General features: G+C 60.3%; 20 protein-coding genes. 14 read left to right on the forward strand and 6 right to left on the reverse strand.

Annotation, left to right across the window (positions count from 1 at the left end; all coding sequences use genetic code 11):
- Nucleotides 1-165: 165 nt before the first annotated feature.
- Nucleotides 166-1,746 carry a phosphoethanolamine transferase gene (locus tag ASF13_RS13445; RefSeq protein WP_056236995.1) on the forward strand — a complete coding sequence of 527 codons (1,581 nt, stop codon included), beginning with the start codon at nucleotides 166-168 and terminating at the stop codon, nucleotides 1,744-1,746.
- 99 nt (nucleotides 1,747-1,845) lie between these two features.
- Here the strand turns inward: ASF13_RS13445 and ompX are convergent, their stop codons facing one another.
- Nucleotides 1,846-2,355 carry an outer membrane protein OmpX gene (ompX, locus tag ASF13_RS13450; protein WP_056236997.1) on the reverse strand — a complete coding sequence of 170 codons (510 nt, stop codon included), beginning with the start codon at nucleotides 2,353-2,355 and terminating at the stop codon, nucleotides 1,846-1,848.
- Between the two features lie 366 nt (nucleotides 2,356-2,721).
- Here ompX and rhtA point away from each other — a divergent pair, with 366 nt between their 5' ends.
- The 7 genes from rhtA (at nucleotide 2,722) to ybiO (ending at nucleotide 9,935) form a co-directional block, all read left to right on the forward strand.
- Nucleotides 2,722-3,618 carry a threonine/homoserine exporter RhtA gene (gene rhtA, locus ASF13_RS13455; RefSeq protein ID WP_056236999.1) on the forward strand — a complete coding sequence of 299 codons (897 nt, stop codon included), beginning with the start codon at nucleotides 2,722-2,724 and terminating at the stop codon, nucleotides 3,616-3,618.
- Nucleotides 3,619-3,984: 366 nt separating this feature from the next.
- The gene (gene dps, locus ASF13_RS13460) at nucleotides 3,985-4,488 is read left to right on the forward strand and encodes a DNA starvation/stationary phase protection protein Dps (RefSeq protein WP_056237189.1); all 504 of its coding nucleotides are present in this window, start codon (nucleotides 3,985-3,987) and stop codon (nucleotides 4,486-4,488) included.
- An 86-nt stretch (nucleotides 4,489-4,574) separates the two neighbouring features.
- Nucleotides 4,575-4,838, forward strand: coding sequence for a DksA/TraR family C4-type zinc finger protein (locus ASF13_RS13465; protein ID WP_056237001.1), 264 nt, complete (start codon nucleotides 4,575-4,577; stop codon nucleotides 4,836-4,838).
- Between the two features lie 290 nt (nucleotides 4,839-5,128).
- On the forward strand, nucleotides 5,129-5,875 hold the full coding sequence (gene glnH, locus ASF13_RS13470; protein ID WP_056237002.1) for a glutamine ABC transporter substrate-binding protein GlnH: 747 nt from the start codon (nucleotides 5,129-5,131) through the stop codon (nucleotides 5,873-5,875).
- Nucleotides 5,876-6,030: 155 nt separating this feature from the next.
- A complete protein-coding gene (glnP, locus tag ASF13_RS13475) occupies nucleotides 6,031-6,690 on the forward strand; it encodes a glutamine ABC transporter permease GlnP (RefSeq protein ID WP_056237004.1) in 660 nt (219 codons plus the stop codon).
- Nucleotides 6,687-7,409, forward strand: a complete 723-nt coding sequence (gene glnQ / locus ASF13_RS13480; protein WP_056237006.1) for a glutamine ABC transporter ATP-binding protein GlnQ — start codon at nucleotides 6,687-6,689, stop codon at nucleotides 7,407-7,409. Before glnP ends, glnQ begins: the two co-directional genes overlap by 4 nt.
- Nucleotides 7,410-7,667: 258 nt before the next feature.
- The gene (gene ybiO, locus ASF13_RS13485) at nucleotides 7,668-9,935 is read left to right on the forward strand and encodes a mechanosensitive channel protein (protein WP_056237008.1); all 2,268 of its coding nucleotides are present in this window, start codon (nucleotides 7,668-7,670) and stop codon (nucleotides 9,933-9,935) included.
- Here ybiO and rlmF read toward each other — a convergent pair.
- Together rlmF and ASF13_RS13495 are read right to left on the reverse strand one after the other, a co-directional pair.
- Nucleotides 9,932-10,870 (reverse strand): 23S rRNA (adenine(1618)-N(6))-methyltransferase RlmF, encoded by a 939-nt coding sequence (gene rlmF, locus ASF13_RS13490; RefSeq protein ID WP_056237009.1) that lies wholly within the window; start codon nucleotides 10,868-10,870, stop codon nucleotides 9,932-9,934. The genes ybiO and rlmF overlap by 4 nt on opposite strands.
- A 149-nt stretch (nucleotides 10,871-11,019) precedes the next feature.
- Nucleotides 11,020-11,556, reverse strand: coding sequence for a hypothetical protein (locus ASF13_RS13495; RefSeq protein ID WP_082502350.1), 537 nt, complete (start codon nucleotides 11,554-11,556; stop codon nucleotides 11,020-11,022).
- Nucleotides 11,557-11,709: 153 nt separating this feature from the next.
- Here ASF13_RS13495 and ASF13_RS13500 point away from each other — a divergent pair, with 153 nt between their 5' ends.
- Nucleotides 11,710-12,339, forward strand: a complete 630-nt coding sequence (locus ASF13_RS13500) for a flavin reductase family protein (protein WP_056237013.1) — start codon at nucleotides 11,710-11,712, stop codon at nucleotides 12,337-12,339.
- A 122-nt stretch (nucleotides 12,340-12,461) separates the two neighbouring features.
- The gene (locus tag ASF13_RS13505; protein WP_056237015.1) at nucleotides 12,462-12,983 is read left to right on the forward strand and encodes a 5'-3'-deoxyribonucleotidase; all 522 of its coding nucleotides are present in this window, start codon (nucleotides 12,462-12,464) and stop codon (nucleotides 12,981-12,983) included.
- 259 nt (nucleotides 12,984-13,242) lie between these two features.
- On the opposite strand, the gene hutG is transcribed toward ASF13_RS13505, so the two are convergent.
- Nucleotides 13,243-14,031 carry an N-formylglutamate deformylase gene (gene hutG, locus ASF13_RS13515; RefSeq protein ID WP_056237019.1) on the reverse strand — a complete coding sequence of 263 codons (789 nt, stop codon included), beginning with the start codon at nucleotides 14,029-14,031 and terminating at the stop codon, nucleotides 13,243-13,245.
- Nucleotides 14,028-15,242, reverse strand: a complete 1,215-nt coding sequence (hutI, locus tag ASF13_RS13520; RefSeq protein WP_056237020.1) for an imidazolonepropionase — start codon at nucleotides 15,240-15,242, stop codon at nucleotides 14,028-14,030. Before hutI ends, hutG begins: the two co-directional genes overlap by 4 nt.
- Nucleotides 15,243-15,323: 81 nt before the next feature.
- Here hutI and ASF13_RS13525 point away from each other — a divergent pair, with 81 nt between their 5' ends.
- Together ASF13_RS13525 and ASF13_RS13530 are read left to right on the forward strand one after the other, a co-directional pair.
- The gene (locus tag ASF13_RS13525; protein ID WP_056237022.1) at nucleotides 15,324-16,679 is read left to right on the forward strand and encodes a formimidoylglutamate deiminase; all 1,356 of its coding nucleotides are present in this window, start codon (nucleotides 15,324-15,326) and stop codon (nucleotides 16,677-16,679) included.
- Entirely contained in the window at nucleotides 16,676-17,236 is a 561-nt protein-coding gene (locus ASF13_RS13530; protein ID WP_056237024.1) for a HutD family protein, read from the forward strand. The genes ASF13_RS13525 and ASF13_RS13530 overlap by 4 nt, the downstream gene beginning before the upstream one ends.
- Here the strand turns inward: ASF13_RS13530 and hutC are convergent.
- Nucleotides 17,220-17,975 carry a histidine utilization repressor gene (gene hutC, locus ASF13_RS13535; protein WP_056237026.1) on the reverse strand — a complete coding sequence of 252 codons (756 nt, stop codon included), beginning with the start codon at nucleotides 17,973-17,975 and terminating at the stop codon, nucleotides 17,220-17,222. The genes ASF13_RS13530 and hutC overlap by 17 nt on opposite strands.
- A gap of 311 nt (nucleotides 17,976-18,286) precedes the next feature.
- On the opposite strand from hutC, the gene hutH reads away from it, so the two are divergent.
- Entirely contained in the window at nucleotides 18,287-19,843 is a 1,557-nt protein-coding gene (gene hutH / locus ASF13_RS13540; protein ID WP_056237028.1) for a histidine ammonia-lyase, read from the forward strand.
- A 16-nt stretch (nucleotides 19,844-19,859) separates the two neighbouring features.
- The gene (gene hutU, locus ASF13_RS13545) at nucleotides 19,860-21,545 is read left to right on the forward strand and encodes a urocanate hydratase (RefSeq protein WP_056237030.1); all 1,686 of its coding nucleotides are present in this window, start codon (nucleotides 19,860-19,862) and stop codon (nucleotides 21,543-21,545) included.
- The last annotated feature ends 78 nt before the right edge of the window (nucleotides 21,546-21,623 follow it).

Raw genomic sequence — 21,623 nt, forward strand, 5'->3', positions numbered from 1 at the left:
TGCCTTTCTTTAAAACAGCGATTATCTTGCCAGCCTTTCGTAAAGAGTGCAGGCAGACCGGATCACCTTCCTCCCGTCCCCCCCATTTCTGACGAGCTGTTTCAGGCACTCTGCCACTTCAGCCCTCTGAAGCGACGCGCTTTGGCTTTTGATTAAGAACCGAGAATGAATCTGACACTGATAAAAACTGCCGCGGCAGGCCGCTACCGTGCGTGGCTGAGCCCGTGGACCGGACTGTACCTGCTGTTTTCTGTTTTAATTAATCTGGCTTTTGGCTACCCGCTCAGCCTGCCCTACAGCGTGGCGTTTACCGTGCTGCTGCTGCTGCTGGCCGCCGTTGCGCCGCGCAGCCTGAAAGTGTTGGTGGCCGGCACCGCGCTGGTCGCCGGGCTCTATTATCCTTTTGGCCAGGCGTTCGGCCCGCCCAACTTCAATACCCTGCTGGCGATGCACGCCACCAGCGTGGAAGAGGCCAGCGAAACGCTGCTGATCTTCCCGCTGCATGACTATCTGCTGGGGCTGCTGATCGTCGTCTGTGGCGCGATCGCCCTGTGGCGAAAAGCACCGGTCAGACGGCGCTGGGGTCATCTGCACAGCGCCGGCCTGGCGCTGGTGGCGATCGCCTGGCTGACGCAGCCGGTGCTTAACCAGCTTACCGGCGGCGTGTTTAACCCGAAAGATGCCGGTATTCCGCTGGTGCGCTTTGTGAAAGACACGCTGGAGAGCAAGCTGTCGGTCAACCGTGAAATCAGCCGCATGCAGCAGCTCTCCACCCTGCAGGACGACTGGCACCTGCTCGGCGTGAAGCCTGACCGGCAGATCTACGTGGTGGTGATCGGTGAGAGCGCCCGCCGCGATGCGCTCGGCGCTTTTGGCGGCCGCTGGGATAACACGCCGTTTGCCAGCCAGCTACCGGGGCAGTTTTTCACCCGTTATACCTCTGCCGCCTCGTCAACGCAGAAATCGCTGGGGCTGACCTTAAACCTGGTGAGTGACGGCACGCCGCAGTATCAGAACAACATCATCAGCCTCGCCAACCGCGCCGGTTTTGACACCTGGTGGATCTCAAATCAGGGGCAGATCGGCCAGTACGATACGCCGGTAGCCAGCATCGCCCTGCGGGCGAAAAACGTTCACTTTCTCAAGCAGGGCGATTTTGAAGCCGATAAGAACACCCGTGATGAAGACCTGCTGCCTTTTACCGCTGCCGCGCTGGCGCGCCCGGTGGATGCCCCGCGCCTGCTGGTTTATCACCTGGTAGGGTCGCATCCTAAGGCCTGCGACCGCACCCGGGGGCGCTACGTCGAGTTTCTGCACTCGAAAGAGACGTCCTGCTACCTCTACAGCATCACCCAGACCGACGGTTTTCTGCAGCAGCTGTGGCAGCAGCTGCACAACAGCGGACTGAGCTATTCGATGATCTATTTTTCCGATCACGGCCTGGCCTTTAAAGAGAAAGGCACCGTCAACGAATACCTGACCCACGATGATAAGTACCGGCAGAACTTTGAGGTGCCGCTGTTCGTCGCCTCGAGCGGCGATACCCACCATCAGGTGATTGACCAGCCGCGCTCGGCAAACGACTTTTTAACGCTGTTCTCGCAGTGGACCGGCATCCGCACCCGCGAAATCACCCCAGGCTACCGCTTTATCTCCGCTGAGAAAGCCCCGCCGGTGGAGGTGACTAACTTTGCGCTGAAACGGCTGCCGTTCAGCCAGCTGCAGCAGGACCCGATCCTCAAATAGCCGCTTAACCGCGCCGCACGTCCGGTTAACAGGCAAAAAAAATCCGCCCCGGGGGGCGGATTTTCACGCGGACCCGCTTGGCGGGTCAGGCAGCAGCGATTAGAAGCTGTAGCCTACGCCAGCAGTCCAGGTGCCAACGTCAACGTTACGAATACGGCTCTGCTCGTAGCCCATGTCCAGAGCAACGTTCTGGATTGGGTTGAACTGCAGACCTGCACCGTAGGAGAAACCTACGTCGCTTGAATCATTTTTTTCGCGGTTTGGTTCGTTGTACTGGAACTTACCGTAACCGATACCTACAACACCGTATACGCTTGCCCAGTCGTTCAGACGGTAAGCCGGACCACCGGTGAAGCCGTAGTACTGGGCTTTGATGTAGTCGCCAGACTCGGTACGGTTTTTGTTGATGTAGGTGAAGGAACCGATCCAACCCAGTGGGTCGTTACCGTTCTCATAACGGTATTTCAGGTTCAGACCGTTAGCTTTGTTAGCCACGCCCTGGGCATCACCCTGAGCATAACCGGCAGAGACGGTGCTTTGTGCCATCGCAGAACCAGCAGAAACGGCCAGTACGCAAGCCAGCGCAGAAAGACATGCAATTTTTTTCATAACCACCTCAAATGTGAAAGTACTTCTCTCCTGACAACGCTGAAAATATAACAAAGGTCAGCGAGAAACTCTGCCCTGATTTTGTTGTCCAATAGAATGTTTGGTGTAACAGGAAGTTAATGAAACAACCTATGTCATTCTTTTTACTTATATTTATCGGAATTAATGCGCTATTGTCATCCGTTGTAAAAAAAAGTTCATTAAGAGTAATCCTAATCAAAAGCTGACGTTTCTTTACCAAAAATCGCCCTTTTTGCCCTACCGCGACGTTTTTTTCTTACTTCCCTCTCCTGTTTTGCCAGACATATCCGTTACACTCATGGCCGATCCCCCCGACTGATTACTGGAATAGAAGGCGCAAACAGGATGTTCTCACCAACGGTTAAAGAGTCCCCCTGGTTTTCGGTGCTTTTGCTGCTTATCGCCATGACCTCGATTCAGGGCGGCGCGGCGCTGGCGAAGACGCTGTTTCCGCAGGTTGGCGCACCGGGGATCACCGCGCTGCGACTGGGGCTGGGCACGCTGATCCTCTGCGCCATCTTCCGCCCCTGGCGACTGCGCTTCAGCCGCCAGCAGGCGCTGCCGCTGATTTTCTATGGCCTGTCGCTGGGGGGGATGAACTTTCTGTTTTATCTCTCGCTGCGCACCGTGCCGCTGGGCATCGCGGTAGCGCTGGAGTTTATCGGGCCGCTGACGCTGGCGCTGCTCGGCTCGCGGCGGCCGCTGGACTTTGTCTGGGTTGCGCTGGCGATACTGGGTATGTACTGGCTGCTGCCGATCGGCAATGAGATTAACGGCGTCGACCCTCAGGGTGCCCTGCTGGCGCTGGCCGCGGGCGCGCTGTGGGTGGTCTATATCCTCGCCGGCCAGCGCGCCGGCAGTGAACACGGCCCGGCCACGGTAGCGATGGGTTCGCTGATCGGCTCGCTGGTGTTTGTGCCGCTGGGACTGGCGCTGGCCAACGGCGGAGCCTGGACGCTGGCGCTGCTGCCGATCGGCCTGCTGATTGCCATTCTCTCCAGCGCGCTGCCCTACTCGCTGGAGATGGTGGCGCTGACCCGGTTGCCGTCCCGCACCTTTGGCACCTTAATGAGCCTTGAGCCGGCGATGGCCGCGCTGTCCGGTATGCTGTTTCTCGGTGAAGTGCTCAGCCCGGTGCAGTGGCTGGCGCTGCTGGCGATTATCAGCGCCTCGGTCGGCTCAACGCTGACCCTGCGACCGGCAAAATCTGAGATCGTGCCGGTGAAGCCGTCGGGTAAATAAAATGTTAACGGATTGATGGGGTGCCGCGCCTTATTTGCCGGCGCAGGCGCTGAGCGGTGAATTAATCTGCGGATCTCACACCGGTTACATGAAACATTCTGTTACCGGTGCGAATAAAATATCGCAACCTCACCATCACCTCAGAAGCAAAACATTTTAAATCAATAACATAAAACACAAACAATTATAGTAATAATTCTCAATAATACTTTCCTCTCCGCTTTTACCAAATTATCAGCTCTTCACCAGCGACAGTCAGCCGCTATTAAAGCGATAGCTGTTAACGTCGCTGCAGAGTCAGGATCCGGTGCTATACTTAACCTCGTAGAAATTCAGGACACCCCGACTATTAAGAGGACGTTAATGATGAGTACCGCAAAACTGGTTAAAGCCAAATCTTCCGATCTGATTTACACCCGTAACGACGTGGCCGACGGCGAGAAAAAAGCCACCATCGACGTGCTTAACCGTCTGGTGATTGAATTTATCGACCTGTCGCTGATCACCAAACAGGCGCACTGGAACATGCGCGGTGCCAACTTTATCGGCGTCCATGAGATGCTGGACGGCTTCCGTACCGCCATTACCGACCACCAGGACACCATAGCCGAACGTGCCGTGCAGCTGGGCGGCGTGGCGCTGGGTACCGCGCAGATCGTGGCGGACAAAAGCCCGCTGAAAAGCTACCCGCTGAACATTCACAGCGTGCAGGACCACCTGAAAGCGCTGGCCGATCGTTATGCTATCGTCGCCAACGACACCCGTAAGGCGATTGGCGAAGTCTCTGATGAAGACACCGCCGATATCTTCACCGCCGCCTCGCGCGATCTGGACAAGTTCCTGTGGTTTATCGAAGCCAATATTGAGTAATCCACGCCGGCCGCCCGCGGCGGCCAGCTGAACGATACCAAAGCAGAGGCTCACTCCTCTGCTTTTTTGCATTTCAGGGGGTAACCATGGCCAGCGGCTGGGCACGGGATGATGCCGTGCAGGAGCAGATTGACTCAACCATTGATGATGCCGTGCTGCGCGCGCGCCGGGCGCTGCACCACGGGGCCAGCGCCGAGTTCTGCGAGGAGTGCGGTGAGCCGATTCCGCAGGCGCGCCGTGAAGCGCTGCCCGGCGTCCGTTACTGCATCGCGTGCCAGCAGGCGCACGACGAGCGTCATGACGCGGCGCTGTTCAACCGCCGGGGCAGTAAGGACAGCCAGCTGCGCTGAATTTTTTTACAAAACCAGCGCTGTACAGCAACAAATTCATTTCCTGCGGCACTATCTGTTGTTTTTATCCGCCAGTTTGCTACAACTTCACCTGCACCACGACAGATGATTCGCACCAAAACGGTGCCCCACTTTCGTGCAGCACCCCAGTGCGCGCCAGGAATCGTCAGAAAAAGCGTGTTCAAGCCACTGTTTTTTATTACCATTGCAAAGCTGGCACGATTTTTTCATAGCGCTGCAGGCACAACATTGGGCGACTACCGTTCCCGAGAAGCAAAAAGGATAAAATGATGAAGTCGATTTTCAAGCTGTCACTTGCCGCATTAACGCTGGCATTCGCTGTTACTTCCACCGCTGCTGACAAGAAGCTGGTTGTCGCTACCGACACCGCTTTTGTTCCTTTCGAATTCAAGCAGGGTGATAAGTATGTCGGTTTCGACATCGACCTGTGGGACGCCGTCGCTAAGCAGCTGAACGTTGCCTACGAGTTGAAGCCAATGGACTTCAGCGGCATCATCCCTGCGCTGCAGACCAAAAACGTTGACGTGGCGCTGGCCGGTATCACCATCACCGAAGAACGTAAGAAAGCGATCGACTTCTCCGACGGCTACTACAAAAGCGGCCTGCTGGTGATGGTCAAAGCCAACAACACCGAAGTGAAAGGCATCGACGATCTGAACGGTAAAGTGGTGGCGGTGAAGAGCGGTACCGGTTCTGTAGACTACGCGAAACAGCACATCAAAACCAAAGACCTGCGTCAGTTCCCGAACATCGATAACGCCTATATGGAACTGGGTACCAACCGTGCTGACGCGGTGCTGCACGACACGCCAAATATCCTCTACTTCATCAACACCGCCGGTAAAGGCCAGTTCAAGTCAGTCGGTGAGTCTATTGAAGCCCAGCAGTACGGCATCGCTCTGCCAAAAGGCAGTGATGACCTGCGTGAGAAGATTAACGGCGCGCTGAAAACCATTCGCGACAACGGTACCTATAACCAGATCTACAAAAAATGGTTCGGTACTGAGCCAAAATAATAACAGAAGATACCCAAATGATTTTCGACCCCGGTGCCGGTTCACCCTGCCATCGGGGATAAAGCAGGAAGGGTATACATCAATGACAGGAGCGTTACACGGCGCTCCTGCGTTTTTCCACATCAACAAAATGGTTTTTGAACCGGAGAATAAACATGCAGTTTGACTGGAGCGCCATCTGGCCTGCTATCCCAATCCTGCTTGAAGGCGCCAAGATGACCCTGTGGATCTCGGTCCTCGGTCTGCTCGGCGGCGTCATTATCGGCCTGGCGGCGGGTTTTGCCCGCGCCTACGGCGGCTGGCTGTCGCGCAACGTTGCGCTGGTCTTTATTGAGCTAATTCGCGGCACCCCGATCGTGGTGCAGGTGATGTTCATCTACTTTGCGCTGCCGATGGCCTTCACCGACCTGCGCATTGACCCGTTCAGCGCGGCGGTGGTCACCATTATGATCAACTCCGGTGCCTATATCGCTGAAATCACCCGTGGTGCGGTGCTGTCGATTAACCGCGGCTTCCGCGAAGCCGGCCTGGCGCTGGGCCTCTCCAGCCGTGAAACGCTGCGCTACGTGATTATGCCGCTGGCGCTGCGCCGTATGCTGCCGCCGCTGGGCAACCAGTGGATCGTCAGCATCAAAGATACCTCGCTGTTTATCGTGATCGGCGTGGCTGAACTGACCCGTCAGGGGCAGGAAATTATTGCCGGTAACTTCCGTGCGCTGGAGATCTGGAGCGCCGTTGCCGTCATCTATCTGATTATTACGCTGGTGCTGAGCTTTGTTCTGCGTCGCCTTGAGAGAAGGATGAAAATCCTGTGATTGAATTTAAAAACGTATCCAAGCACTTCGGTCAGACCCAGGTGCTGCACGACATCGACCTGAAAATCAATCAGGGTGAAGTGGTGGTGATTATCGGCCCGAGCGGCTCAGGTAAATCTACCCTGCTGCGCTGCATCAACAAGCTGGAAGAGATCACCAGCGGCGAGCTGATCGTCGACGGCCTGAAGGTTAACGACCCGAAAGTGGACGACCGCCTGATCCGTCAGGAAGCCGGCATGGTGTTCCAGCAGTTCCACCTGTTCCCGCAGATGAGCGCGTTGGACAACGTCGCCTTTGGCCCGATCCGCGTACGCGGTGCGAAGAAAGAAGACGCACAGCGCCTGGCGCGCGAGCTGCTGGGTAAAGTTGGCCTGGCCGAGCGCGCCAACCACTTCCCGTCCGAGCTCTCCGGTGGCCAGCAGCAGCGCGTGGCGATTGCCCGTGCGCTGGCGGTTAAGCCGAAGATGATGCTGTTTGATGAGCCGACCTCCGCGCTCGACCCGGAACTGCGTCACGAAGTGCTGAAGGTGATGCAGGACCTGGCCGAAGAGGGCATGACCATGGTGATCGTGACCCATGAAGTCGGCTTCGCGCAGAAGGTGGCCTCACGGCTGATCTTTATCGATAAAGGCCGGATTGCCGAAGACGGTAACCCGGACGAGCTGATCACTAACCCGCCAAGCGCACGCCTGCGCGAGTTCCTGCAGCACGTTTCTTAATCCTGCACTCCCGGGGCAGCATCCGCCTGCCCCGTTTTATTTACCTGCCGACCTTATCTGTCACCCTGCTTTCTGTTCGTTCTCATTCTGTCCATGCTGCTTTCTTACCGCTCTGTTTCTGTCGACCCAGCTTTCTGCCCCCTCTCTTTGTGTCTATCCTGCTTTCTGTGCAGTACCCTCTTCAGCCCTTCTTCCCTTCCGCCCACTCACCGCCGTCTATACTGTTCTGTTGTCGCCGTCAGACTTCAGGAGAACCGGATGTCAGGAATTACGCCACCGCTTCGCGCGCTGCTGCAATCCATGCTGTTACTGTTATTGCTTATCAGCCCGTTAACCCAGGCCGTTACCCTGCCCGCCGCCGCCGTGGCGGCTTCGCAAAGCACGCAACCGGCTGCCGCCACCAGCGAGAACGCCCCGGACGTCGCGGACAAAAAAGCCGCCTACGCCGCGCTGGCCAATATTCTGGAAAACGACAGCGCCAGAAAAGAGCTGATCGACCAGCTGCGCAGCGCGGCGACCACGCCGCCGGTCAACAACGAGCCGGTGCTGACGCCGCCGCAGGAGGCGGAGGATAAAACGGTGCTGCAGGGCGTTACCGACGTCAGCCGTCACTTCGGCGGCGAGTTTGCCGCCCGGCTGCAGACGCTGCACCGCAACATCACCAACGCGCCGCACAAGCCGTTTAACCAGACCACCTTTTTCAACGCGGTCAGCCACTTTGCCATGCTGGCGGCGGCGCTGTTCGCCTTCTACTGGCTGATCCGTTTCGCCGTCACCCCGCTCTACCGCCGCATGGGCGACTGGGGGCGCAGAAAAAACAGCGCGCGCAACAACTGGCTGCAGCTGCCGGCGATGATTGCGGGCGCGTTCGTGATCGACCTGCTGCTGCTGGCGCTGGCGCTGTTTACAGGCCAGATCCTCAGCGACAATATGAACGGCGGCAGCCGCACCATCGCTTACCAGCAGGGGTTGTTCCTCAACGCCTTTGCCCTGATCGAGTTCTTCAAGGCGGTGCTGCGGCTGCTGTTCTGCCCGCGCTACCCGCAGCTGCGCTTCTTCCACCTTGCGGATAACCGCGCCCACTACTGGAATACCCGCCTGAGCTGGCTGAGCGGGCTAATCGGCTACGGACTGCTGGTGATCGTGCCGATCGTCTCAAACCAGGTGAACGTGCAGATCGGCGCGCTGACCAACGTGGTGATTATGGGGCTGATTACCGTCTGGGCGCTGTACCTGATTTTCCACAACCGGCTGAATATCCGCCACGAACTGCACCGGCTGGCCGACCGTTCGCTGGCCTTCTTTGGCCTGTTTATTCGCGCCTTTGCCCTGGTGTGGCACTGGCTGGCCAGCGCCTACTTTATCGCGCTGTTCTTTATGTCGCTGTTTAACCCCGGCGACAGCCTGCAGTTTATGATGTCGGCCACCGTGCGTTCGCTGGCGATTGTCGCCATCGGCGCGCTGGTCTCCGGCATGCTGACCCGCTGGATCAACAAGACCATTATCCTCTCGCCGGAGACGCAGCGCAGCTACCCGGCGCTGCAGCAGCGCATCAACGGCTGGGTCTCGGCGCTGCTCAAGCTGGCCCGCATCGTCAGCGTGTTTGCGGTAACGCTGATGCTGCTCAGCGCCTGGCACCTGTTTGACCTGTGGCACTGGCTGACGGTGGGGGCCGGCGAAAAGGTGGTGGACGTGCTGATCCGCATCGTGGTGATCCTGTTCTTCTCGGCGGTCGGCTGGACCCTGCTGGCCAGCCTGATCGAGAGCCGGCTGGCCTCTGACTCGCACGGCAGACAGATGCCGAGCGCGCGCACCCGCACCCTGCTGACGCTGTTCCGTAACGCGCTGGCGGTGGTGATCAGCACCATCACCATTATGATCCTGCTCTCTGAACTGGGGGTAAACATCGCGCCGCTGCTGGCCGGTGCCGGCGCGCTCGGCCTCGCCATCTCCTTCGGTTCACAGACGCTGGTGAAGGATATTATTACCGGGGTGTTTATTCAGTTTGAAAACGGCATGAACACCGGCGACCTGGTGACCATCGGCGCGATTACCGGCACCGTGGAGCGCATGTCGATCCGCTCGGTCGGCGTGCGTCAGGACACCGGGGCCTACCACATTATTCCCTGGTCCTCGATTACCACCTTCGCAAACTTCGTGCGCGGCATCGGCTCGTTTGTCGCCAACTACGACGTCGACCGTCAGCAGGACAGCGAACAGGTTAACGCCACGCTGCAGGCGGCGGTGCAGGAGCTGCTGGAGGATAACGCGATTCGCAGCCTGGTGATCGGCGAGCCGTCGTTTGCCGGGCTGGTCGGGCTGACTAATCAGGCGTTTACGGTACGCGTGTCGTTCACCACCCAACCGCTGAAGCAGTGGACGGTGCGCTTTGCGCTGGACGCAATGGTGAAAAAACACTTTGACGCGGCGGGCATCAAAGCGCCGTATCAGACGGTGCAGGTGATGCAGAGCGGGGTGGATGTGGCCGGTGCCGCCGGCGTAGCGCTGGCGGCACCTGTCCCTTAAGCGGGTGACTTGCCCAGCAGGCGGGAGCGCTGCGGCTGTTCCATAAAGCTCCAGGCGATAAAGCGGCTCTGCTTCTGCCCCTGGGCCATATCGACGGTGCGCACGGCGGCGACCTCCGCCTCCTCCAGCGCCCGCCACAGCGCCGGCAGGTTCTCTTTGCGCGACACCAGCGAGGTGAACCACACGCACTGGCGGGCAAAGCCGGCGCTCTCTTCGATCATCCGGGTGATAAAGGCCACTTCACCGCCCTCACACCACAGCTCGTCCTGCTGGCCGCCAAAGTTCAGCGGCGCACTGCGGTCAAGGCCGAGGTTGCGCAGCTTACGCTGGCTGCCCGCGCGCGCGTCAGCGGCGGAGGCGTGGAACGGCGGGTTACACAGCACGGCCTGATACAGCTCGTTTTTGTGGATCACGCTGGTGAAAATGGCGTTAGCCTCTTTCTGCCGGCGCAGGCGGATGGCGCGATTCAGCCCCGGGTTGCCGCTGATAATCGCGTTGGCCGAGGCCATTGCCTGCTCGCTGACTTCGCTGCCGGTAAAGCGCCAGCGGTACTCGGCATGGCCGATCAGCGGATAGATCAGGTTGGCGCCGCAGCCGACGTCCAGCACGTTGATCTCACGCGGCACCACGCGGCGGTTATCTTCGGCCAGCAGATCGGCCAGGTGATGGATATAGTCGGCACGGCCAGGGACCGGCGGGCAGAGGAAGCCGTCCGGAATATCCCAGTGGTCGATCTGATAAAAGTGCCGCAGCAGCGCCTGGTTGAGGGTTTTCACCGCCAGCGGATTAGCGAAGTCGATCGACTCGCTGCCCCAGTTATTCACGGCAACAAACGCCGCCAGCGGGGGGTGGCTGGCGATCAGCGCAGCAAAATCATAGCGGCCGCGGTGGCGGTTACGCGGGTGGAGAAGGTCTTTCTCGGCAGGGGTTTTCATCAGTCACTCTCTTATCAGCAGGCGCGTAAGATACCTGCTGGAGTATTAATCGTAAACCACTAGCGCAGGATTTCCCGCGGTTTGCTTCACGCCCTGCTGAACGCAGCCAAAAAAAAGGGCCTTACGGCCCTGATGTTCAGAACAGGCGATTATTTCGCCATCGCTTTCATCGCCGCAAGATCGGCCAGTGAGGTGAATTCACAGCTCAGCAGCGTTTTACCCGGGATGCCCTGCGCTTCACGGGCGGTGATCGCCACCCGGCCGGTTTCCGGCGAAGGCTGATCGGCATCGTCTAATACGCGAATGTAGCTTTTGGTCGCCACGATCATCGGGTTCGGCGCTTCAGCGGTTAACTGATACGTTTTTGCCAGTTCGTCGGCTTTCTGCCCTTCAACCAGCACGCCGTAGGTGGTACCCGCCAGCACGAAGGCTTTAGCGCTGAAGCCGTCTTTGACCACCGCTTCGGCCAGCGGATAAACCGCCATCATCCCCACCAGCTCATATTTTGAGACTTTTTCTGCTTCATTGTACAGGGCGGTGGCCGCTTTGGTGGTGTAGGCTGGCTGGCATAACGCCGCATCAAAAAACGCGCTGTTATCCGCCGCGCTGGCCAGTGCGCTGGCAAACAGCGTGGTGGCAGAAATCAGTACCGTTGCTGAGGTAAAACGTGCAAACTTTGACAACATGAAAAGCTCCATCAAATTTAAATCCATTGAAATAAGAATGACATATCGCTACAAATAGCGGCATTACTGTACAACAAGTTTCAAATTATTTCTTTATATTAATAAATTTGACTTATGTAATACATAATCGCAACGACCCTCAAGGAGCCAGCTTTGACGACCCGCTACTCATATCAACCGGCACGCGGCCACGGCCTGCCGCACGACCCGCTGAACGCCATTATCGGGCCACGGCCGATCGGCTGGATTAGCTCGCAGAACGCCGCCGGCCAGCGCAACCTGGCACCCTACAGCTTTTTTAACTGCTTTAACTACCATCCACCGATCATCGGCTTTGCCAGCAGCGGCTGGAAGGACAGCGTGGCCAACATCGTGGAAACCGGGGAATTTGTCTGGAACCTGGCGACCCGCACGCTGGCGGTGCCGATGAATGAGAGCTCGGCATCGCTGCCGCGTGGCGAGGATGAGTTCGCCTTTGCCGGCCTGACGCCGCTGCCTGCCAGCCTGATTAACGTCAGCATGGTGGCAGAAAGCCCGGTCAACTTTGAGTGTCGTCTGACCCAGTGCATTCAGCTGCAGAACGCCGCGGGCGAACTGTTACCCAGCTGGCTGGTGCTGGGCGAAGCGGTGGCGATCCATATCGACGAGGCGCTGCTGGAAAACGGCATCTACCAGACCGCAAAGGCGGAGCCGATTCTGCGCGCCGGCGGGCCGAGCGCCTATTACGGCATCAGTGAGGATCTGCGTTTCGATATGACGCGGCCGGACGCGCGTAAAGCCTGAAGGGGGGCTGACGATAGCCCAGTAGTCTGCCGACCGCGCCTGCGCCTTTTTTAGCCAGCAGCGTCGGCAACGGTTTTTTTGATATGCTAACCTTCTCCAAAACCCCCGATTATTGAGTGATTATGAAACGTATCGCGATTGACATGGATGAAGTGATTGCCGATTTTCATCCCAAGCTGGTCACCACCTGGAACAGCCATTTCGCGCAGCAGCTCACCGCAGACGAGCTCAACCTGTTCGATCTGCAGCAGAAGGATCCGCACAAGCTGTCAGAGATTTTTGCGCTGGCCAGCGATCCGGAGTTTTTTGGCGACCTGGCGGTGATTGCCGACAGCCAGCGGGTGATTGCCCGACTCAGCCAGCACTACGACATTTTTATCACGACCGCCGCGATGGAGCTACCCAGCTCGTTTAACGCCAAATTCCGCTGGCTGAATACCCATTTCCCGGATATCAAGCCGCGCAATATCGTGTTCTGCGGGGATAAAAGTATTATCAGGGCCGACTATATGATCGACGATAATGCGAAGAACTTCGTGAATTTCTGTGGTGAAGGGATCCTCTACTCCGCCGCGCATAACCGACATGTGACCGGCTACCGCCGGGTGGAAAACTGGCAGGAGATCGAAACGCTGCTGCTGTAAACGGCCTGCCTGCGGCTGCGCCAACGCACAAGGTGCGGGGGTAGCCGCATTTGAGAATGCATCCTGCCATAGGCTGGGTGCCTTGCGTCAGCGCTGCTCTGGCGGATTTTTACCTGAAGGTGACTGCACCGCGCCCTGCTGGCTACCCGTCTTCCGCCAGCACGGCGCTGGCGGAACCTTACCTGAAGGTGACTGCACCGAATCCTGCCGGCTACCCGCCTTCCGCCAGCACGGCGCTGGCGGCTTGCTGCCGGTAAGGTCAGCGCGCAGCTTCTTCCAGATAGCCCTCAATCAGGCCCTGCAGCAGCGGCTGTAGCTGGCGCTGTTTATCCTCGCGCCAGCCAAACGGCGGCTGCTCATCCATATAATTGACCTGTGCCAGCTCCAGCTGCACCGCCTGCTGGCGATGTTCCGGCTGACCGTAGGCGCGGGTAATATAGCCACCCTTAAACCGCCCGTTCAGCACCCAGCTAAACTGCGACTGCTGCTGGCAGATGCCGGTCAGCCGATCGGCGATGGCCTGGCTGCAGCTGGCACCGTCATTGGTGCCGAGGTTGATGTCCGGCAGCTGGCCGTCAAACAGCCGCGGGATAACCGAGGCAATCGAATGGGCGTCAAACAGCAGCACGTAGCCGAAGCGCTGTTTCAGCCGGGCCAGCTCCTGAGCCAGCTGGTCATGGTACGGCTGCCAGATCTGCCGCAGGTCACGCTGACGAATGGCCTCATCGGGAGCCTGCCCGGTGCGAAAGGTCGGGCTGCCGTCAAACAGCGTCTCCGGGAACAGCCCGGTGGTGGCCGTGGTGTACAGCGCCTGGTTATCCGCCGGGCGGTTCACATCCACCACAAAGCGCGAGTAGTTGCCGACCAGCACGCTGGCACCGAGCGACTGCACAAATTCGTACAGCCGTGGAATATGCCAGTCGGTGTCGGGCAGCAGCCGCGCGGCGTCGGTCAGGCCGGCCTCAACCTCGGGGGTCAGTGCGGTGCCGGCATGGGGAATACTGACCAGCAGCGGCAGCGTGCCGGAGCTAAATTCAAATGGTTTCATCGTTCCTCTCCTCGGAAAATAACCCGGCAGGGCAGTTGCCCGCCCAGCCAGTAGATTAGCTCCGCCGGGCGTGCCAGCGGCCAGTGGACAAAATCAGCCCGCTTGCCTGCCTCAATCGAGCCAAGCTGGTCGGCCAGCCCCAGCGCACGTGCGCCGTTCAGCGTCACCCCCGCCAGCGCCTCCTCCGGCGTCATACCGAACAGCGTGCAGCCCATATTCAGCATCAGCCGCAGCGACAGCGCCGGTGATGTCCCCGGATTGGCATCACTGGCCAGCGCCATCGGCACCCGGTAACGGCGGAACAGCGCCACCGGCGGCAGCTGGGTTTCACGCAGGAGATAGAACGCGCCGGGCAGCAGCACTGCCACGGTGCCGCTCTGTGCCATCGCGGCCACGTCCTGCTCGCTGGCATACTCCAGATGGTCGGCCGACAGCGCACCAAAGCTGGCCGCAAGCCGGCTGCCGCCCAGCGCGGAGAGCTGTTCGGCGTGGAGTTTTACCGGCAGGCCCAGCTGCTGTGCCGCCCGGAACACGCGCGCGACCTGCTCGGGTGAAAACGCCAGATGTTCGCAGAAGGCATCAACCGCATCCGCCAGCCCGCTGGCCGCCACCTGCGGCAGCAGCTGCTCACAGATCATATCGACCCACGCGTCAGGACGCTGGCTGAATTCGGGGGGAATGGCGTGGGCGGCAAGGCAGGTGGCCTGGATCTGCGCCGGTACCTGCTGCGCAAGCTGACGAATCGCCTGCAGCATACGTAATTCGCTGGCAACCTCCAGCCCGTAGCCGGACTTGATCTCAACGGTGGTCACCCCTTCGTTCAGCAGCAACGTCAGCCGCTGGCGGGCGCTGGCCACCAGCTGCGCCAGCGAGGCGCTGCGGGTAGCACGCACGGTAGAGAGAATGCCGCCGCCCGCGGCGGCGATTTCGGCGTAGGTGGCCCCGTTCAGCCGCTGTTCAAATTCATCGCTGCGATCGCCGCCAAACACCAGATGAGTATGGCAGTCCACCAGGCCCGGAGTGACAATGCCGCCGCCGAGGTCGGTGATGCGCTCCGCCTGCAGGCCGGCGGCCTCCTGCCGTGAACCGACCCAGACGATCTGCTCGCCGCGCACGCCGATCGCCCCGTCTGCTATGATGTTGTAGCGCCCTTCCCGCATGGTGACAATATCGGCACCGGTCCATAAACGATCGCAGCTTAGCGGCTCCATTCTCCCTCCCACGTTGTGTTCTTTACGGCCTGATAATAAGTATGTATATGTATATACAACCTCACTGCACAGGAAGCAACCATGATCCGCTATTTTGCGCCCCGCGCCCTGCTGGCCGACGGCTGGCAACACAATGTGACAATTGACGTTGACCACCAGGGCGTCATCAGCGCCCTGACCCCCAACAGTAGCGTACAGGGTGCGGTGCGGCTGAACGGCTCCGTTCTGCCGACCATCGCCAACCTGCACTCCCACGCCTTTCAGCGGGCGATGGCCGGGCTGGCGGAGATCGCCGGTAACCCGCAGGACAGCTTCTGGACCTGGCGTGAGCTGATGTACCGCATGACGGAGCGCCTGACGCCGCCGCAGGTCGGTGCCATCGCCAGCGCGCTCTACGTCGACATGCTGAAAGGCGGCTATACCCAGGTCGCGGAGTTCCACTATCTGCACCACCAGCCCGACGGCCAGCCCTACGCGAATGATGAGATGCTGCGCGAACTGGCGGCGGCGGCGGAACGCAGCGGGATTGGTCAGACCCTGCTGCCGGTGTTGTACAGCTATGCCGGGTTTGGCAGCCAGCCGCCGCTGCCGGGGCAAAAACGCTTTATCCAGACCACCAGCCAGTATCTTGCGCAGCAGGTGCGCCTGCAGAAGCTGATCGCCGGACGACCGCTGCTCAGCCAGGGGCTCTGTTTCCATTCGCTGCGCGCGGTCAACGAATCGCAGATGCGAGAGGTGCTGGCCGCCAGCCCGACGCACCTGCCGGTGCATCTGCACATCGCCGAGCAGGAGAAAGAGGTTAATGACTCGCTGGCCTGGTGCGGTAAGCGGCCGGTCAGCTGGCTGCTGGACCGCTTTGCGGTTGATACGCGCTGGTGTCTGATCCACGCAACCCACCTGACGGAGCAGGAGGTCAAAAGGCTGGCCGCCAGCGGCGCGGTAGCCGGTCTCTGCCCGACCACCGAGGCCAACCTCGGCGACGGCATTTTCCCGGCCAGCGACTACATTGCCCAGGGCGGGCGTTGGGGGATCGGTTCCGACAGCCACGTGTCGCTGGACGTGGTCGAGGAGCTGCGCTGGCTGGAGTACGCACAACGACTGCGCGACCGCCGCCGAAACCGCATCGTTACCGCAGAACAGCCCTCGGTCGGCGACGTGCTCTACCAGCAGGCGCTGGCGGGCGGCGCGCAGGCCTGCGGTCTGAAAATCGGCAGCCTCCAGCCGGGCTGGCGCGCAGACTGGCTGGTACTGCAGGAGGATGCGCTGCTCGGCACCACGCCGGACACCGCCCTGCTCAACCGCTGGCTGTTTGCCGGCCATCGCGGCCAGATTCAGGAGGTGTACGTCGCAGGGCAGCCGCGCATCACCGCCGGACGGCACGCGCAGCAGGAGCAGATCGACGCTGCCTGCCGTGAGGCACTGGAGGCGCTGCGATGATTCATTTCTATGACTGCGCCCGCCTGCCGGTCAGCCGCTGGCGCAACGGCGGCGGTGAAACGCGCGAAATCATCAGCTTTCCGCCGGGCCAGGCAGATTTTGCCTGGCGTGCCAGCATCGCCACCCTCGCCCACGACGGCGACTTCTCGCTGTTTCCCGGCATCGACAGGATCATTACCCTGCTCGACGGCGATGGCGTGGCGCTGTACGGCGACGGCCAACTCCGCCAGCAGCTGCAGCCGAACCAGCCGTTTGCCTTCACCGGAGAGGAGCCGATCGCCGCACGCCTGTCGGCCGGGCCGAGCCGCGACTTTAACATCATGTCACGCCGGGAAAGCCACTCGGCGTCGGCCGGAGTCACCCGTAAGCCCTTTTGCCCGCTGTCGTCCTGCGCCGGGGTGGTCTACGTGCTGGAGGGCGAGTGGCAGCATCCGCAGGTGCGGCTGTCCGCCGGCCAGGGGGCATGGTGGGAAAGTGACGACGGCAGCTTTACGCCGCTGTCACCCGACGCGCTGCTGTTATGGGGCAGCATCGCCGCGATCAGCCATGCCCCTTGAAGCGGCCCAACAGCTTATAACGTGAGCCGGGGTAGAGCAGCCGCGCGTAGGTAACGATCTTGCTGTCGCTCCAGGTCTGACGGCGGATCAGCAGGCACGGCTGGTGCGCCTCCATCGCCAGCAGCTCACACTGGCGGGCGTCGGGCAGCACCGCTTCCACCACGTGTTCACCCGCAGTTAAGGGTGCCACGCGCATCAGGTAGGTATAGGGGGTCTGCAGGCTGAAATCCTGCTGCAGGTACTCCGCGGCCACCTGCGGGTTAACCAGCCGCTCCTCCAGTTGCACCGGCAGCTCGTTTTCATAATGCACGATCAGCGACTGAAACAGCGGCTGCCCGCTGCCGATGCCCAGCACCGCGGCCTGCTCAGGATCGGCGCGGCTCTCGCCCAGATGGACGATTTTACAGCTGTGGCGGTGGCCGCGCTGGGCGATCTCATCGGCAATATTGTGCACTTCGAGCATCGCGGTGTAGCCTTTGGTTTCGGCGACAAAAGTACCGACCCCCTGCATACGCACCAGATAGCCTTCGCTGGTCAGCTCACGCAGCGCGCGGTTGATGGTCATACGGCTGACGCCGAGCTCGTTTACCAGCTCGCTCTCCGACGGCACCCGCTGCCTGGCCTGCCACACGCCTTCCGTAATCTGGCTGATAATCGCCTGCTTCACGCGCAGATAGATCGGCGCTGGCCGATCGCTCATTACGGCGGCAAGTTGAGAAATGGCGGACTGACCGGCCATAGTTTTTTTATCCTGATAAAATTAATGACGGCAGTGTAGTAGGTAAACTCTTAAATGTATAGACATCTGCAACCCACCTGCCTGCTATCCTGACGCGCTGGCAAAGCCAGCGTTTGACCCGCAAGCCGATCCTCTCCGGACGGGCGCTCAACTATTTTTGTGAGGGACAGAAACTCCCCGGTCAAGTTGTATAGACAAGAATATACAATTGTGTTTCACTCCTGTTAACACCTACGCTGCAGCCGCTTCCGTCAGGCCGTTTTGTTCGCCAGACATTGCTGCCCATATCGTTGTCACTACAGGAGTAAACCATGACATCCACGACCTCTATCTGCCTGCTCAGCCCCGGTCAGGTTACGCTGACCACCCTGAAAGCCATCTGGCGCGGTAATGTGACGCTGGCGCTGGATGAACAGGCGCGCGGTCGCATTCAACAGGCGCGTGAGACGGTAGCCGCCATCGTCAGCGAAGGCAAAGTGACCTACGGCATCAACACCGGTTTCGGCAAACTGGCGCAGACTACGATCCCGGCAGATCGCCTGGCGGAGCTGCAGCGCAACCTGGTGCTGTCGCACAGCGTTGGACTGGGCGAATTACTGCCCGATGAGGTGGTCAGGATGATCATGGCGACCAAGGTGATTAGCCTGGCGCGCGGCCACTCCGGCATCCGCATCGAGCTGGTCGACGCGCTGATTAGCCTGTTCAACGCCGGCGTGATGCCCTGTATTCCGGAGAAAGGCTCGGTCGGTGCCTCCGGGGATCTGGCGCCGCTGGCGCACCTGTCGCTGATGCTGCTGGGCGAAGGCGAGGTACGGGTGGCGGGCAAGCTGATCCCGGCCCGCGAAGGCCTGGCAATCGCCGGTTTGCAGCCCGTGGTGCTCGGCCCGAAAGAGGGCCTGGCGCTGCTGAACGGCACCCAGGTCTCCACCGCGCTGGCGCTGCGTGGCCTGTTTGAAGCCGAAAACGTCTTTGCCGCCGGGCTGATGGCCGGCGCGCTGTCGCTGGAGGCGATTAAAGGCTCGGTGAAACCGTTCGACTCGCGCATTCATGAGGCACGCGGGCAGCCGGGGCAGATCGCCGTTGCCGCGGCCGTCAGCCAGCTGCTGGCCGGCAGTGGGATCCTCACCTCACATGCCAACTGCGGCCGCGTACAGGATCCCTACTCGATCCGCTGTGTACCGCAGGTGATGGGTGCCTGCCTCGATAACCTCAACCACGCGGCACGGGTGCTGCAGATTGAAGCTAACGCCGCCTCTGATAACCCGCTGGTGTTCACCGACACCGGCGAGGTGATCTCCGGCGGTAACTTCCACGCTGAACCGGTGGCGTTTGCCGCCGACATTATCGCGCTGGCGATAGCCGAAATCGGCGCGATCTCCGAACGACGGATGGCGCTGCTGCTTGACAGTAGCCTCTCCGGATTGCCGCCATTCCTGGTGCAGGATGGCGGGGTCAATTCTGGCTTTATGATTGCCCAGGTCACCGCCGCCGCTCTGGCCTCGGAAAACAAATCCCTTGCCCATCCGGGCAGCGTCGACAGCCTGCCGACCTCCGCGAACCAGGAGGACCACGTCTCGATGGCCACCTATGCCGCCCGCCGGCTGGGGGCGATGTGTTTTAACACCGCCGCCGTGGTCGGCATCGAAGCAATGGCCGCCGCCCAGGGGATTGAATTTCAGCGTCCGCTGCAGAGCTCGCCGCTGCTGGAACAGGCGCTGGCCACCATCCGTCAGCAGGTGGCCTTTGTTGAGCGTGACCGCCTGATGGCCCCGGATCTTGAGCATATGCGTCAGTGGGCCACCCGCGACGGCTGGCCGGATTGTCTGGCGGCACTGTTACCGACCCGCTGTTCTGACACCCCTCTTTGATAAAAGGAATACAGAGATGACTCATTCAGTAAACAACGCGGTAGCCCGCACAATCCGCGCCCCGCACGGCAACACCCTGCACTGCGCCAACTGGCTGATTGAAGCCGCTTACCGCATGATCCAGAACAACCTCGACCCGGACGTGGCCGAACGCCCGGAAGATCTGGTGGTGTATGGCGGCATCGGTAAGGCCGCGCGTAACTGGGAGTGCTTCGAACAGATCCTGCGCTCGCTGCAGGCGTTACACCCGGATGAAACGCTGCTGGTGCAGTCCGGCAAGCCGGTGGGTATTTTCCGCACCCACGCTGATGCGCCACGCGTGCTGCTCGCCAATTCCAACCTGGTACCGCACTGGGCCAACTGGGACCATTTCCACAAGCTGGATAAGGCCGGGCTGATGATGTACGGTCAGATGACCGCCGGTTCCTGGATCTATATCGGTGCTCAGGGCATCGTACAGGGCACCTTCGAGACCTTTGCCGAAGCCGGCCGTCAGCACTATAACGGTGACCTGAGCGGCAAATGGATCCTCACCGCCGGTCTGGGCGGCATGGGCGGCGCACAGCCGCTGGCCGGCGTACTGGCCGGGGCGTCGGTGCTGGCGATAGAGTGTCAGGATTCGCGTATTGATTTTCGCCTGCGCACCCGCTACCTCGACTACCGCGCAGAGACCATTGACGACGCGCTGGCAATGATCGACAACGCCTGTAAAGAGAAACGCGCTATCTCCGTCGGCCTGCTCGGTAACGCCGCAGAGATCCTGCCGGAGCTGGTAAAACGCGCCAGAGCCGGCGGTATGCGGCCGGATATCGTTACCGACCAGACCTCCGCTCACGATCCGGTTAACGGCTATCTGCCGGCAGGCTGGTCGCTGGCTCGCTGGCTGGATGAGCGCAGCAGCCAGCCGAAAGCGGTGGAACTGGCGGCGCGCGCTTCGATGGCGGTGCACGTCCAGGCGATGCTCGACTTTCACAACATGGGCATCCCGACCGTCGATTACGGCAATAATATTCGCCAGGTGGCACTGGAAGAGGGGGTGGAAAACGCCTTTGACTTCCCGGGCTTTGTTCCCGCCTATATCCGGCCGCTGTTCTGTGAAGGGAAAGGACCGTTCCGCTGGGTGGCGCTCTCCGGCGACCCGGAAGACATCTACCGCACCGATGCCAAGCTGAAAACGCTGTTCCCGGACAACAAAAACCTGCACCGCTGGCTGGATATGGCGCAGGAACGCATTGCCTTCCAGGGGCTGCCGGCGCGTATCTGCTGGCTGGGGCTGGGCGAACGCCATCTGGCCGGGCTGGCATTTAATGAGATGGTGCGTAACGGTGAGCTGAAGGCGCCGGTGGTAATTGGCCGCGATCACCTCGACTGTGGCTCTGTGGCCTCGCCGAACCGCGAAACCGAAGCGATGCAGGACGGATCGGACGCGGTGTCCGACTGGCCGCTGCTCAACGCGCTGCTGAACACCGCAGGCGGGGCAACCTGGGTCAGCCTGCACCACGGCGGTGGGGTCGGTATGGGCTTCTCACAGCATGCCGGGGTAGTGATCGTCGCTGACGGCACGGCTGAAGCCGATAAGCGCCTCAGCCGCGTGCTGTGGAACGACCCGGCCACCGGGGTGATGCGCCATGCGGATGCCGGTTACGATATTGCCAAACGCTGCGCTGCGCAGCATGAGCTGAATCTGCCGATGATTAAGTAACACAGCGGGCCGGGTTAACCGGCCCTTTTTCTGCCGCCCCTGCCCCGCTTTACCCGTTTCCCGCCGCGTTTTATGCTA

It is taken from the genome of Erwinia sp. Leaf53, assembly GCF_001422605.1.
Classification (GTDB): domain Bacteria; phylum Pseudomonadota; class Gammaproteobacteria; order Enterobacterales; family Enterobacteriaceae; genus Erwinia.

Excerpts from the sequence above, each read along its gene's own strand:
- ASF13_RS13505 (WP_056237015.1), top strand. The coding sequence starts at position 12,462 with ATGAAACGTATCGCGATTGACATGGATGAAGTGATTGCCGATTTTCAT.
- dps (WP_056237189.1), top strand. The coding sequence starts at position 3,985 with ATGAGTACCGCAAAACTGGTTAAAGCCAAATCTTCCGATCTGATTTAC.
- ASF13_RS13530 (WP_056237024.1), top strand. The coding sequence starts at position 16,676 with ATGATTCATTTCTATGACTGCGCCCGCCTGCCGGTCAGCCGCTGGCGC.
- rlmF (WP_056237009.1), bottom strand. The coding sequence starts at position 10,870 with ATGAAAACCCCTGCCGAGAAAGACCTTCTCCACCCGCGTAACCGCCAC.
- ASF13_RS13525 (WP_056237022.1), top strand. The coding sequence starts at position 15,324 with ATGATCCGCTATTTTGCGCCCCGCGCCCTGCTGGCCGACGGCTGGCAA.
- hutG (WP_056237019.1), bottom strand. The coding sequence starts at position 14,031 with ATGAAACCATTTGAATTTAGCTCCGGCACGCTGCCGCTGCTGGTCAGT.
- glnP (WP_056237004.1), top strand. The coding sequence starts at position 6,031 with ATGCAGTTTGACTGGAGCGCCATCTGGCCTGCTATCCCAATCCTGCTT.
- ASF13_RS13445 (WP_056236995.1), top strand. The coding sequence starts at position 166 with ATGAATCTGACACTGATAAAAACTGCCGCGGCAGGCCGCTACCGTGCG.
- hutC (WP_056237026.1), bottom strand. The coding sequence starts at position 17,975 with ATGGCCGGTCAGTCCGCCATTTCTCAACTTGCCGCCGTAATGAGCGAT.
- hutH (WP_056237028.1), top strand. The coding sequence starts at position 18,287 with ATGACATCCACGACCTCTATCTGCCTGCTCAGCCCCGGTCAGGTTACG.
- ASF13_RS13465 (WP_056237001.1), top strand. The coding sequence starts at position 4,575 with ATGGCCAGCGGCTGGGCACGGGATGATGCCGTGCAGGAGCAGATTGAC.
- ybiO (WP_056237008.1), top strand. The coding sequence starts at position 7,668 with ATGTCAGGAATTACGCCACCGCTTCGCGCGCTGCTGCAATCCATGCTG.
- hutI (WP_056237020.1), bottom strand. The coding sequence starts at position 15,242 with ATGGAGCCGCTAAGCTGCGATCGTTTATGGACCGGTGCCGATATTGTC.
- rhtA (WP_056236999.1), top strand. The coding sequence starts at position 2,722 with ATGTTCTCACCAACGGTTAAAGAGTCCCCCTGGTTTTCGGTGCTTTTG.
- hutU (WP_056237030.1), top strand. The coding sequence starts at position 19,860 with ATGACTCATTCAGTAAACAACGCGGTAGCCCGCACAATCCGCGCCCCG.
- ASF13_RS13495 (WP_082502350.1), bottom strand. The coding sequence starts at position 11,556 with ATGTTGTCAAAGTTTGCACGTTTTACCTCAGCAACGGTACTGATTTCT.
- ompX (WP_056236997.1), bottom strand. The coding sequence starts at position 2,355 with ATGAAAAAAATTGCATGTCTTTCTGCGCTGGCTTGCGTACTGGCCGTT.
- glnH (WP_056237002.1), top strand. The coding sequence starts at position 5,129 with ATGAAGTCGATTTTCAAGCTGTCACTTGCCGCATTAACGCTGGCATTC.